The sequence below is a fragment of the Arthrobacter sp. EPSL27 genome, assembly GCF_001512305.1.
Classification (GTDB): Bacteria; Actinomycetota; Actinomycetes; order Actinomycetales; family Micrococcaceae; genus Arthrobacter.
In genome coordinates, this window is sequence record NZ_LNUT01000004.1 from 1,038,245 (window position 1) to 1,050,755 (window position 12,511).

General features: G+C 61.3%; 14 protein-coding genes and 2 pseudogenes. 9 read left to right on the forward strand and 7 right to left on the reverse strand.

The features are described 5' to 3' along the window. Positions 1-468 precede the first annotated feature (468 nt). A complete protein-coding gene (locus AR539_RS09310) occupies positions 469-849 on the forward strand; it encodes a hypothetical protein (protein WP_066435219.1) in 381 nt (126 codons plus the stop codon). Between the two features lie 134 nt (positions 850-983). Next, complete coding sequence (locus tag AR539_RS09315; protein WP_157360958.1) at positions 984-1,655, forward strand: hypothetical protein; 672 nt, start codon at positions 984-986, stop codon at positions 1,653-1,655. Positions 1,656-1,701: 46 nt separating this feature from the next. Here AR539_RS09315 and AR539_RS19910 read toward each other — a convergent pair whose 3' ends face one another. Together AR539_RS19910 and AR539_RS18995 are read right to left on the reverse strand one after the other, a co-directional pair. After that, positions 1,702-2,145 carry a DUF6527 family protein gene (locus AR539_RS19910; protein WP_442854396.1) on the reverse strand — a complete coding sequence of 148 codons (444 nt, stop codon included), beginning with the start codon at positions 2,143-2,145 and terminating at the stop codon, positions 1,702-1,704. Next, the gene (locus AR539_RS18995) at positions 2,142-2,855 is read right to left on the reverse strand and encodes a ThiF family adenylyltransferase (protein WP_197410582.1); all 714 of its coding nucleotides are present in this window, start codon (positions 2,853-2,855) and stop codon (positions 2,142-2,144) included. Before AR539_RS18995 ends, AR539_RS19910 begins: the two co-directional genes overlap by 4 nt. Positions 2,856-2,949: 94 nt before the next feature. Between AR539_RS18995 and istA the strand changes: the two genes are divergently transcribed. The 4 genes and pseudogenes from istA (at position 2,950) to AR539_RS09340 (ending at position 6,413) form a co-directional block, all read left to right on the forward strand. Beyond that, a complete protein-coding gene (gene istA / locus AR539_RS09325) occupies positions 2,950-4,626 on the forward strand; it encodes an IS21 family transposase (protein ID WP_066435229.1) in 1,677 nt (558 codons plus the stop codon). Then, positions 4,623-5,414, forward strand: a pseudogene (istB, locus tag AR539_RS09330) (IS21-like element helper ATPase IstB); the annotation flags it as partial. The gene istA and the pseudogene istB, both read left to right, overlap by 4 nt. Positions 5,415-5,588: 174 nt before the next feature. Further along, positions 5,589-5,996 carry a large conductance mechanosensitive channel protein MscL gene (gene mscL / locus AR539_RS09335; protein WP_066435231.1) on the forward strand — a complete coding sequence of 136 codons (408 nt, stop codon included), beginning with the start codon at positions 5,589-5,591 and terminating at the stop codon, positions 5,994-5,996. Positions 5,997-6,191: 195 nt separating this feature from the next. After that, positions 6,192-6,413: a hypothetical protein gene (locus AR539_RS09340; protein WP_056741113.1), complete on the forward strand. Its 222-nt coding sequence runs from the start codon at positions 6,192-6,194 to the stop codon at positions 6,411-6,413. 181 nt (positions 6,414-6,594) lie between these two features. On the opposite strand, the pseudogene AR539_RS19915 reads toward AR539_RS09340, so the two are convergent. Then, positions 6,595-7,232, reverse strand: a pseudogene (locus AR539_RS19915) (DUF6791 domain-containing protein). Beyond that, positions 7,207-7,473 carry a multiubiquitin domain-containing protein gene (locus tag AR539_RS09345; protein ID WP_066435236.1) on the reverse strand — a complete coding sequence of 89 codons (267 nt, stop codon included), beginning with the start codon at positions 7,471-7,473 and terminating at the stop codon, positions 7,207-7,209. The pseudogene AR539_RS19915 and the gene AR539_RS09345 overlap by 26 nt, the downstream one beginning before the upstream one ends. A gap of 179 nt (positions 7,474-7,652) precedes the next feature. Here AR539_RS09345 and AR539_RS09350 point away from each other — a divergent pair, with 179 nt between their 5' ends. Next, the gene (locus AR539_RS09350) at positions 7,653-7,943 is read left to right on the forward strand and encodes a type II toxin-antitoxin system RelE/ParE family toxin (RefSeq protein ID WP_231728556.1); all 291 of its coding nucleotides are present in this window, start codon (positions 7,653-7,655) and stop codon (positions 7,941-7,943) included. A gap of 11 nt (positions 7,944-7,954) precedes the next feature. Further along, positions 7,955-9,025 (forward strand): HigA family addiction module antitoxin, encoded by a 1,071-nt coding sequence (locus tag AR539_RS19000; protein ID WP_197410583.1) that lies wholly within the window; start codon positions 7,955-7,957, stop codon positions 9,023-9,025. A gap of 89 nt (positions 9,026-9,114) precedes the next feature. Here the strand turns inward: AR539_RS19000 and AR539_RS09355 are convergent, their stop codons facing one another. Genes AR539_RS09355 through mobC form a run of 3 tightly spaced genes read right to left on the reverse strand, consistent with a single transcriptional unit; the run spans position 9,115 to position 11,890 of the window. Next, on the reverse strand, positions 9,115-9,873 hold the full coding sequence (locus AR539_RS09355) for a hypothetical protein (protein ID WP_066435248.1): 759 nt from the start codon (positions 9,871-9,873) through the stop codon (positions 9,115-9,117). A gap of 9 nt (positions 9,874-9,882) precedes the next feature. Then, complete coding sequence (locus AR539_RS09360; protein WP_066435250.1) at positions 9,883-11,487, reverse strand: relaxase/mobilization nuclease domain-containing protein; 1,605 nt, start codon at positions 11,485-11,487, stop codon at positions 9,883-9,885. A 7-nt stretch (positions 11,488-11,494) separates the two neighbouring features. Continuing rightward, positions 11,495-11,890, reverse strand: a complete 396-nt coding sequence (gene mobC, locus AR539_RS09365) for a plasmid mobilization relaxosome protein MobC (RefSeq protein WP_066435253.1) — start codon at positions 11,888-11,890, stop codon at positions 11,495-11,497. A gap of 248 nt (positions 11,891-12,138) precedes the next feature. Between mobC and AR539_RS09370 the strand changes: the two genes are divergently transcribed. Beyond that, positions 12,139-12,447, forward strand: a complete 309-nt coding sequence (locus AR539_RS09370; RefSeq protein WP_066435256.1) for a hypothetical protein — start codon at positions 12,139-12,141, stop codon at positions 12,445-12,447. The last annotated feature ends 64 nt before the right edge of the window (positions 12,448-12,511 follow it).

Sequence of the window (12,511 nt, forward strand, 5' to 3'; positions counted from 1 at the left end):
GTGGTGCTGGCGTAGTAGTTCCCAAGGGCCCAGCATCGAGCGAACCGAGTGACAACCCCCTGACCCCCGCTGACGGCGTCTCCTCCGATAGCGGCATATAGCGGCAAATTTTGAGGACGGGCTGAGGCACTTGGGATAGGCGGGCCTGGGGTGTGGGTGCCTTCCGCGTACTCAGGACCTTGCCGCGGGCGCTAGGAGCTGCAGTGTCATGGCGCGAGAGAACCCTTCTTACTCCCCCGGCCAATTTTAAGAGCCGATAACCTAGGTTATGTAAAGTAATTTGCTTTAATCTTCAAGTAAATCGTTGTTTTAAGCATTATGTACGCTCGTGCTGGCCAATCAGAACGGGTAAGACCGGCGCGGACTAGCCCTGGTTCGGTAACCCTCGGGTGGGACAAGCCCCTTGCGGTGATTGTTTGGTGTTGCATTTTCGTTGCTTTAATCCTGCATGCCTGCGACGATTGGAACATGGAAGCAACGACCCGGCATGACATTCACCTGGGGACCACCCGGATGAACATTCACGACCTTGTGCGCGAACTCAATGAGAATTTGGGTACGACGGTCGTCCAAACCATGGCCGGCGTGAAGGACCGCACGTCTCCGTTCCGCTGGGCCAAGCCTGACGGCCCGGAGCCCCGCCCGGAAATCGAGTCCCGCCTGCGCCTGGGTCATCGCGTATGGAAGACCCTTGAGCTCGCTGAAGGAAAGCATGTGGCCTTGGCCTGGCTAATGGGCGCCAATCCGCGCCTGGACGAAGAACTTCCTGTCCTTTACATCCAACAGCTGCGTTCCCGTGAGGTTTTGGGGGCAGCCGAAGCATTCGTGAATGACACCTACGCCGCATGATCACGACCGCCAAGGGGCGCCGGTGCGCCTCGACGGGGCTCACCCTTGTCCAGGCCGCTGGCCAGATTTCGTTCAGGGTGGCGAAGGACCGCTACGGCGCGTTGTCGGTCAGGAAAAACTCCATCGTTGGCCCGATGCCCATCGGAACTGCCGTAACCAGTGACTGTCGGGGACGGTACGACAGCATAGGCTCAACGATCTACCTCGCCGACTCCCGCCAGTGCGCCTACGCCGAGGTGTTGCTCGGCTTCCGACAGCAGCGCGCGTCCGTGGCCAAGGCGGCGGTGTCCATCGGATGGACGGTCGAGGACTACATCTCGAGCGTCCAGGCGCAAGCCCGGGAAAACGGGATCGACGTCCCCTGGGCCATCTCCGTGGACTGGCAAATGGACCGTTCGATCTACGAAATCCGGCTCCCGCGTCAGGGATGGTGGGTCCAGATCGACGACGCCGCCACCCTCCGCGCCCTCGAAGGCCTTACACCGGTAACTGCGGGACTGACCGAACGCCTCCAGCTCCTCACGGCCGGCTCCCTCACCGGAGACGACCGTGACCTGACAACGCTCCTCGCCCACGTCATCCGCGGCACCGTGCTGGACGACGGCTCAGAACCACTTGGTATCAGCTACCCATCAAAAACCCTGACCGGCAGATGCTGGGCCTACTGGGACCGGCGGGCTGACGAAGGCCTCTCCCCCAGCCGCAACGGCCTGCTGCAACTGACCTCTGAGAATGTCGGACCGGACCCCGAATTCCACCGCGTAGCAGAGCTGTACGGCCTACCGGTCCTCGGAGCCCGCCCATGAAACTCAAGGAATTTGTTGCCTAACAGTTCGCCATCTTCCAATGGCGCTACCCTGCTTCCCCTCTGTCGCGCTGGACCCATTTCGTGACGCGCTTCCACCATCGACGCCACCAGGGCACGTCCGACAGAATGTCGCCCTTGCTCGACTGAGCTTCGAAGTGATCTTCAAGCAGCCTCTGGTCCCTGGTGCGCAATTTGTTGACTTGTTCGGCAGTAAAGCCCTTGGCCCAGTGGACCTGGTTGCGCTTGATCCAATAGTGGGACTGACAGGGAAAGCTCCAGTTTCCGATTGACGGCGCCAGAGATACGGCAGTGCCATCAAACGTGAGAGACCATTGCTGAGGATGAAGGGGACTCACTACCTCGTTGCCACATCCACAGAGGCATAAGTGGCTGACCGTTTGGTACTGGATACATATATAGAGGATGCCTTCTTCTAGCTGCTCCGGGATCAGGTCGACGAATCGGTGTGTGATTGCAGGCGTAGTCACGACGCTTTGTCCTCATTCAGCATGTGGTTGCCGTCAATGACGTACACATTGTGGTGGTCGTCCTCCAGGTCAAGGTAGAAACCACACAGCTTCTTCCATCGGATGACCGCTATGGCGGCGTTAAGCGCGTTGAGATCAGCAATCTGAATGTTCTGCGAGTAGGCGTCGGCTTCGCCATCGCTAAATGGAATGCGGCCCAAGTGGTGCACGTGGTCACGGAATTTTGGAGTGCTAGTGGTTGCTCGGAGCTGGCCGGCAAGGAAGCCGTCTACTTCGTAGATGCCCATCCCACAATCAATGAAGGGCACGTGGTTCTGCTCCAAGACAGCTACGATTCGTCGTTTCGCTTCCCCGCCGGTGAGCGCGAGAAAGACGAAGTCTAAACCAGCCAGCTCATTCTCGTTAGCGTCTGTGACGTAGCATTCGTGAGCAACAATGCCGGTGCGCAGTTTGGAGTATGAGCTCGCCAGGTGGATTACTTTGCCCGGAGCCCCCGCCAACTCCTCGACGGATACCGCACCAGGCATGCGGAAGGCATTGTGCTGCAGAAGTTTGTCCCCATCGTAGAGATGGATTTCGGCTACGGGGGTTTTGGCGACTAGATCAAGAATGTACGACCCGGTTCCACCTAGGCCAATGATGCCGACACGGTGCCCAGTGGCTGTGACAGGTTTATATGGCCCCGGCAGGACGGTTATTTCCGGCCCCACTTCATGACTCGCCGGGCACCTGTGACGGTTATTTGTGGCCCCACCTTCAACGTTGGATCCATCAGTGGATGGATGCGGCGGAAGGCTGGTCTGGATGGAGTCGAGAGTGGAGTTGTTCGCGCGGATTCGGAGGGACGCCCGGGTTGAGGGCTTATCGGTTCGTGCGTTGGCGGTCCGGTACGGGGTTCACAGGCGAACGGTGAGGCAGGCGCTGGATTCAGCTGCCCCTCCGGAGCGTAAACAGAGACAAGGCGTGTCCTGGAGGCTGGAGCCGTTCAAGGGCGCGATCGACGCGATGCTGATCGAGGACACGACGGCGCCGCGGAAGCAGCGCCATACTGCACGCAGGATTCTGGCCCGGCTCATCGAAGAGCACGGTGCGCAAGAGCTGTCGTATTCCACGGTGCGTGATTACGTCAGGGTCCGCCGGGCCCAAATTGATGTGGAGGCCGGACGCCGCGTTGAGGTGTTCATTCCCCAGGAACACGCACCGGGTGCTGAGGCTGAGGTGGACTTCGGCGAGGTCTATGTCGTGCTGAACGGCGTGAAGACGAAGTGCCACATGTTCATTTTCCGGTTATCGCATTCGGGCAGGGCCATCCATCGGATCTACCCGACCCAGGCCCAGGAAGCCTTTCTTGAAGGGCACGTCGAGGCTTTCAAGGTTCTGGGCGGCGTCCCGACTAAACACATCCGCTATGACAACCTCACCAGTGCTGTCACCGCGGTGGTGTTCGGGCAGGGCCGGCAGCGCCGGGAGAACGACAGATGGGTGTTGTTCCGTTCCCACTACGGCTTCGACCCCTTCTATTGCCAGTCCGGCATCGCAGGGGCCCACGAAAAGGGCGGGGTTGAAGGTGAGGTGGGCTGGTTCCGCCGCAACCGGCTTTCACCGATGCCTGTTGCTGACTCCCTGGACGAGCTCAACGACCGGATACGGGCTTGGGAAGCTCAGGACGAGAACCGGCGGATCAATGACAGGATCCGCACCATAGGCCAGGACTTCGAGATCGAACGGCCGTTCCTGGCCCCGTTGCCGGCAGAGGAATTTGATCCGGGTCTGGCGCTGAACCCGAGGGTCGACAGGTCCTCGATGGTCACCGTCCGGATGGTGAAGTATTCCGTCCCGGCCCGGTTCATCGGCCGGAGGGTCCGGGTGTCATTGCGGGCGTCCGAGGTCGTGGTGTTCGATGGCCGCACCGTGGTCGCCAGGCATCAGCGGCTCGCCGCCCGGTCCGGGCAGTCGGTCCAGCTGGACCACTATCTCGAGGTCCTCAAAACCAAGCCCGGCGCCCTTCCAGGCTCCACCGCTTTGGCCCGGGCGCGAGAGTCCGGGACGTTCAGCAGCGCGCACGAGGCATTCTGGGCCGCCTCCCGCCGGGTCAACGGCGACGCCGACGGGACCCGTGAACTCATCGACGTCCTGCTCCTCCACCGGTCCATGGACGCCTGCGACATCCACGCAGGCATCACCGCGGCCCTCGTAGTGGGCGCGGTCAGCGCCGACGTCGTCGCGGTCGAAGCCCGCAGACACGCCACGACATCTTGCCGGGGCGGGGCCAGTTCGGACCGTCATCCCCGTGTTCATGCTGAAGAGAAGGTGCAACGAGTTGTCAGTCTCACCCAGCGCCGCCTCATGGACCCCGTCGCCGTCATCGCCGGGCTGCCACCTGATAGCCGGCCCCTGCCATCGGTCCGCGCCTATGACGAGCTGCTGGCCAAACGTTCGGAACACCCCGCAGGAACCGCGTCAAAGGAGAACATCTCATGAGCCCCACCGCACCGGCGACCACCATCACCCCGGCCCTGCGCCGGCGGCGAGGCCTGACCGAACAGGCAGCGGTTGCCGCCGTGGACCAGGCCTGCCGCCGACTGCGCCTGCCCACCATCCGGGCAGTCCTCGATGAAGGCCTCGCCGTCGCGGGGAAGGAACAACTCTCCTACCAAGGCTTCCTGGCCGAACTGCTGCTGGCCGAGTGCGACGACAGGGACCGGCGCTCCTCGATCCGGCGCGTGAAAGCCGCGAACTTTCCCCGGGACAAGTGGCTCGGGGACTTTGACTTCGACGCGAACCCGAACATCAATTCCGCCACCATCCACACCCTGGCCACCGGAGAATGGATCCGCAAAGGACAACCCCTCTGCCTGATTGGGGACTCCGGAACCGGCAAATCCCACCTGCTCATCGGACTCGGCACCGCCGCCGCGGAGAAGGGCTACCGAGTCAAATACACCCTCGCCACCCGACTCGTGAACGAACTCATCGAAGCCGCAGACGAGAAGGTCCTGGCCAAGACCATAGCCCGCTACGGCCGCGTGGACCTGCTCTGCATCGACGAGCTTGGCTACATGGAACTTGACCGTCGAGGCGCCGAACTCCTCTTCCAGGTCCTCAGCGACCGTGAGGAGAAAAACTCCATCGCCATCGCCTCCAACGAATCGTTCTCCGGCTGGACCAAAACCTTCACCGACCCGCGCCTCTGCGCCGCCATCGTGGACCGGCTGACCTTCAACGGCACCATCATCGAAACCGGCACCGACTCCTATCGCCTGGCCCATGGCATCGCGCGTAGAAGTTCGGAACAGGTGAACAACCCCGCTGCAGGAACCCAAGGTCCCCACGGAGGTGAATCCGACCTCATGCCACGGGCGCCGGCAGGCACTCGGTGACTCCCCTCGAAACTTTCCCCAAAAGTAACCGATACGGCATCCGCGTGGGGTAGTTTGATCGCTATGTTGACCGGATTCAAGAATTTCATCATGAAGGGCAACGTCGTAGACCTTGCCGTCGCCGTCGTGATTGGTGCCGCCTTCGGTGCCGTAGTCACGGCCCTAGTCCAAAGCGTTCTCATGCCGTTCATTGCGGCCCTGGTCGGATCTCCGAACTTCGATAGTTTCGCCGTCGTGACCCTCAACGGAAACGACATCAAATTCGGTGTCCTGCTCACGGCAATTGTTAACTTCGTGCTCGTGGCGGCAGCCATTTACTTCGTCATCGTCGTGCCCATGAACCACATGGTCGAGCGCCGCAACCGGCGCCTCGGCATCAACCCGGACGTCAAGGAAGAAGCGGCCGAAGACCCCCAGATTGCCCTGCTTACGGAAATCCGGGATTCCCTCCGGCAAGACCGCAGGCCCTAATCAAGCCGGCGTACCCGAACCCCGCCAAAATCCGCTGTCAGCGCTGAACCGCGGCGCAATTGCTTCGGCACGCTCACGTTCCACAGACCGACGCTGCGATAGCGTGTCTCTCAGCGGCGCAGGGATAAATCCGGGCGTTCGTGCAGCCGCAGGCTGGCTGGGCTTGTTTTCCGTCATCGATGAAAGGACATGAAAATGGCTGTTTCGATTGAATTGGGCAAGGCATTGGACAAGGGCTACGAGAACTCGACTCTGGACGAGGTCCTGTCGGCCCCGCCCTCGGCTCTTGCCGGACTGACCGAAAAGCACGACGAACTGCTTGCCGGTATGGGAATCAAAACCATCCGCGATCTGGGAAGCAACAAATACTTCGCTACGGCAGGGGTACTGGTCGCACTCTCCGGCAAGGTTGGGTAGTCGGTCTGGACTGTTAGCGCGTCTAACTGAAAGGGTCCGGCCCGGCGCACGCCGGGTCGGACCTTTTCCATTCCAGAATGGATTTCTCCCACTCAAGAGATCTGACATGCTAGCAACGACGGCGCCCCGACTCCATACCCCCGACCGGCATCTGCCGTTCCCCCGGGCGATACAGGAACCCTTAGCCAACCGGTGCGAAAACCGTCCCGCGAGCCCGAGACCCACAACAACGTTCCGTGAACCTGGGGCCACTTTCAATCGCCCCTCTGGGGCCAAAAATACTTGACACAATCAGCCCAGCAAGCTTGTCAGTGACAGCACCTATACCGGCCCTGCTGGAGGCGGTATCCATGTACTTAAACACCGAGGTTTCTGAAGCCTCTGGCGGAATTACCGGATAAGTGCGTGCCGTGGCGGCTGCGTCTATGGCCTGAGCCTGGCCTTCGAGAATCCGAATATACGTCGTCATCTTCTCGTAGTAGTCCACGTAGCGGCCCGAGCTCGGCTTACTGGAAAACGAATATGATGCCACGACGCCGGGCGCGATGACCTCGTTTGCTGTGCTGTTGGCTCGAAAGGGACGCCGTTGCTAGTGCACGGAGTCTCACCCGCAAACCGGACAGTATGGTCAACCGGGCTCTGAACAATGTCCGCGCTGACTTCCAAAGAGGAGGCCACCACTCCATAGCTGACCACCCTGCTGGGGCTTACGTATGGAACGTGCCGCACAACGAGGTAGCCGGCTTCGATCGAAACTTCGTATCCCTCGTCGCGGAGGCGCTTGAGTGGAGGATTACGACTTATCAGTTGCTGTGACATTGAAGACCATCCCCTTCTTGACCTTGACCGTGGAGCCGTAGGTCATGGATCCCTCGGGCTTATTTCCTTCGCCTCGGCGGTAGGTCACTGTAAAGACCCAGTTCGGCCCGTCAGGGACAGAGCTGAACGCAAGGGCAAGGACTTCACCGAACGAAATTTCTTTCACCTCGATCACTCGTTCCCGTCCGTTGACGATAACCGAGGAATCCTTCGCTTCGTTGCTGGTGTTACTGGTTGCCACGTTTACTCCTAAGTTATTGAGGACTGATGCCCTCGCTGGTACTATTGAATCAAAGTCTTCACCCATTGGGTGAAGAACGCAAGTCAAGTAGAGGATCCCGAGCCGAGTGCTGTCAGACGTAAGATACTGTTGACGCTGGCACATCTGCCCAGGGGTGATGGATCGGAGTCGGCTTGCGTGTGGAGTATGCCAGTGACGAGCTGGACCGACTCGCTCGCGATGCGGATTATCGGCCCCCAAAATGGGGTCCGGACGTTATCAGGGCCTACCGCAAGAAGCACCAGTTGATAGAAGCCGCGGTCGATGAGCGCGACCTTAGAGCGATTCGCTCGCTGCGTCTGAAACAACTTAATGGAGATCGCGAAGGAACTTCGTCGATCCGGCTCAATGATCAGTTTCGTCTGATCTTGAATTTCAAGAACGAGGGAGAGCGCGTAGCGGTCATCCTTGAGTTAGTCGACTACCACTGATGGAGACCAAAATGAGTACTGAGTTGGCGGAAGTTTTTCCAGCCGGCGAGTACCTCGCTGAAGAGCTGGAGGAGCGCGGCTGGACTCAAGCCGAATTCGCCGAGATTCTCGGCAGGCCGCCCCAGTTCGTCTCGGAGATCATCTCCGGAAAGAAAGAAATAACTCGTGAGTCAGCGGCTCAGATTGGCGCCGCACTGGGCACCAGTGCCGAACTATGGCTCAAGCTACAAGACAGCTACTTTTTGTGGCGACAAGCTCAGAATGAGAAGACTCAGGGGGAGCTCAATGACGTCCGCCTCCGCGCAAGGCTTAAGGAACTCGCCCCAGTAGCTGTCCTCAGGAAACGAGGTTTGGTCACTGCTTCATCGACCCGCGGCCAGGCGGAGCAGATTCGCCAACTCTTTGGTCTCGATTCAATCTATGACGAGCCTTCATTTCTCGTTGCCGCCCGACGGAGCAACCAGGTGGAGGACCTTTCGCCGACGCAAAAAACTTGGCTGGCTTGCGTCTACCGGAAGGCGGAGTCGCTGTCTGTTGCAGCCTATTCGAAAACAGGTCTGACTACCCTCGCTCAACGTCTAAGCCAGGAAGTTTTGTTGCCTTCCGCCTTCCGGGATCTGCCAAGGCTATTTGGTGAGGTGGGGGTTCGACTGGTCTTCGTTGAAGCTTTTCCTTCTAGCAAGCTCGACGGGGCTTCCTTCTTGCTGGATGGATCTCCAGTCATAGCCATTTCAGGACGTGGCCGAAGAATGGACAAGGTCCTATTCACTCTCCTCCACGAAATAGCCCATGTCGTTCTTGGTCACGTTGACGATCACATGGTGCTTGATGACGAAGACCAGCACACACTTGGTGAAGAAGAAGCTGCCGACGAGCTTGCCGCTCGGTGGATCCTTCCTGACGACCTGCCCGCTCCCCCTGACCGGATCAGTCATGGCTGGGTGACATCACAAGCACATAGCCAGGGAGTGCACCCGGTAATCGTGATCGGTCGTCTCCAAAAGCAGGGCCTGCTTACCTGGCGCAGCGCACTAATAAAGGGCGCACCAACGATCGCTGAGGAGCTTCACAGCTGGAACTAGAGCCGCCTCGACAAAGTCACTTGCCCAAGCGTGAAGTCAAGGATGACTGGAATGGATTCCTGCAAACGTGCAGGAATCCTCTGTCCTCTCTAGCGCTCAAGTCCGCCGCGTTCCAGCGACTTTCCTTTGCCACCCTGCTTGGCCATTTTTGACGTCTTGGCAAGCGATGGTTTTTGAGCGACGGCGGCAGTCGCCGGCGTGCCTTGGTGTTTGTCCGCGAGGAGTCGGGAGTTGACCGCTTCACGGTCGCCTTTGCCCTCGAGGCTTTCCGCCAGCTGCTGACGCCGCTCCGGGGAGTCGTAGCCCGGTTGTTCCTGGGCCTTTTGCGCCGCGGTGTCCTGCCTGTTGGCGCCGGCAACCGCAACTGCGGCTACCGCTTCATCGGTGCGTGCAGCAGAGGCTTTGGTCCGTTCGTTTTCGGCTTCGCTTCGTGCTTGCTGTGCCCGGGTGAGGGCTGCGGACACGGACGCTTCCTCGGCTCCTGTGTTGTTGACGTCGATGCCGTACCGTGCTTGCACCTGGTCTCGGATGTGTTCCGATGCCTTGGCCGCTTCGGGGTCGTATGCCTTCCACGCCGTGGCTGTTTGGTGGGCTTGTTCGATCATGCCGGGGGTGGCTTTGTCCCACCAGTCATCCCTGGCGGTGGGTGCGAGCTGTGCGCGGGCGGCTGCGCGTTGGGCGTCGAAGCGTTCCTGCAGTTGGCGTGCTCGTTGTTCTTCGGCGGCGGCGATGTTGCGTTGTTCTTCTTCCCGCATTCGTGCCAGTTGTTCGCCGATGCGGGCGGCGACCATTAGCCCTGTACGCATGGCCCCGTCTACTGCTTCGTCCATTCCGTCTGCTTCGCTCATGCTTCTCCCCTATCGCTCGATGCCTGGTTTCGGATGGTGGTCCCGGTGTGGCTCCAGCGGGCCGGCAGGTCCGGCCTGCTGCAGTGTCTTCTCTGCCCTGGTGAGTATCGTCGGGACGGGTGAGCCGCCGCGGGACCTTTCGGCGATGAGCCGTGCCCGCAGGGCTTCTTCGCTGGCTCCCGGGTGCTGTTCCCGCAGAGCATCCATCGTGATGGGCTGCGCCTTGATGGTCTCTGTCGTGGCGCTGGCTTCGACGGCTTTACTGGCGGCAGTCACGGCCGCGGCGAGCCCGCGGATGCGTCGGAGGTCGTTGGTGGCTTTGTGCATGTCGTGGATGGCCCGCGCTGTTTGGGCGAGCTGGCGGAACATCAGGGCGTAGGCTGCCCGTTCGCTCTTGGAGGTTGCAGCGAGCAGGATCATTGTCGCGCCGCGTGCCGACGGCAGCGCGACCGCCGGCCGTTTCGGGTAGCGGCGCAGCTGGGCTGATTTGGACAGCTCGCGTGCGGCGTCTGCCAGTGGCCCGGGGGTGGGTTCGATGCGCTTTGACCACGCACCGAAGGCGGCAGCGGTTTCACGGGCGGCCTGCGCCCAGGCGGCGTGGTCGTTGTGCGGGGTGGTGGCCAGTTTCTCGCGGAGAGCGCTGACGTCTTTGGCGTACTTGCTCCACAGATCCGCGGAGGGCTGCAGTGTCTCTCTTCCCGGTGCTACGGGGCGGCGGTTGCGGGCTGCGGCGTTCCATTCCGCGACGGCCGCGGTTGCAGTTTCGGGGGTGCTTTCCCACTCACTGCGGAGTTTGGGCAGGGCCAGATCGCGGCCCAGGGAGTTACCGCCGAACCAGACGGCCCGCTCCCCCTTCCGTGGCCGTTCTGCGACAGAGTATCCGGTCACGACGTCGGTTCGGCCGGCAGCGTAGCGGGGCCGCACAAGAAGGCCTTCCTGGCGGGCGCGGCGGACGAACTCGGCTTCGTCCGTTGACGCCGATGCGCAGGTGCGGACCTTGCGGGCGAGGCTGTGGCGTTCGACCTCGGGCAGTCCCTGACGGGTGGCTTTGGCCTGTTCCGCGGGGGTGTATCCGCGTTCGGCCCGGACCGCTTCGAGTTCGGTGAGTCCGTACTTTTTCTCCAGTAGCCGGGCGACCTGTTGGGACTTGTACTTGCTCTTCCAGCTGTTCCATTTGGTGCCGTCGTCGCGGACCATGCTGGCAACGATGTGGATGTGGTCGTTGCCGTTCTTGCTTAGTCCGTGGCGGACGGCAACCCATCGGGCCGGGGCCTTTCCGCCGTCCTCGGTGAAGTCCATGTCCTTCATGAAGTCGTTAGCGATGGCGCCCCACTGCTCATCGGTGAGCTGGCCTTCTTCGGCCGCCAGGCTCAGTGAGCAGTGGAAGACGTGGCCGCCGGCGACCTCGGTCTTGTAGAACTGCTTGGCGCGGTCCAGGGCGTTAGCGATGTCCAAGGCCACGTCGCGGTTCAGTTCGTTGTCGTCGTGCCACGCCATCAGCGCGGAGTCACCGGCAACAAGGTGCGGTTCCTCGTGTTCGTTGGCACGTCCCGGGCCGGCGAGGTAGATCATCAGGCCCGCCATGCGGTCGCCCTGGGTGATGTTCGGAATCACGCCTGGATCACCGGCCGGCCATGTCAGCGAGCTGGCGGTCGATGCGGATGATGACGCTCCTGGCGTGCGCAATCGCGGGCGCCGCATCAGGCGGTACTTCACCCGTTGAGTTGGCGTGCCGGGCGATCTGGTTGATGTTGTTCGCCACGGACCCGATCAGGCGCTGCAGGTTCGAAAGCTGCATGAACTGATCACGCCGCTCCGACGGGCTTTCGCTGTCCTCGTTCAACGCCGCTTCGATCAGGAGCCGTGGGATCGTGACGCGGTGCTTCTCCGCCAGGGCAAGCAGCTGAGCCTCTTCTTCGGGGCTGACCTTGACCTCGTGACGGTGCATCCTGCCACCGTCAACGTTCGCGCGGCGGCGGCGGGACTTCCAACCGGCGAAGCCATTACCCTCACTCACCTATTCCGCCCCTCCCCTACCTTGCCAGCGCAGCGACCCGGAAACCCCGGGACCAGACACCAGTCTGCCGCGACCGGAACACAGTTCCCGGGAGCGACACGAACTTAGCCCGGCTAAGTTCCCAGCTTGCTCCGCTGTTTTGTCTTCCGCGCGTCGGTTATCCATAGGCGGTGGTTCTGCAAAGCAGCCGTCACCGGCACGCGCGGGCGCTGCCCGGAATGGTCGTCCCGGCGGGCTAGGCTGGTCGCATGGCAACCCTCGACATTGAACAGACCCGCAACCAGGCCAAGGCACTCCTGAACTCACGCATCGATTCTGTGACCGAACTGGTCAAGGCCCGTCAGCGGATCACCGACCTTCGGGAACAGCTCGCCGAAGCGGAACGCGAAGACAAGCGCGCCTACGTGCGCGCCACCAAAGACGGATGGAGCCCGGAGGAGCTGAAGAAGCTGGGTCTCGAATCCGGCGCTGCAGGACGCCGGCGCAAGTCGGCGAACCGCGCCACAAGCGACAGCGCCGCAGCATCTACAGAGGACGACAGCCACGGCGCACATTAGCGTTGCCCCTCGCCCGCATGGGCACGGCAAAAGCCCAATCGCTCCGCTGCTTTTCCCGCACACA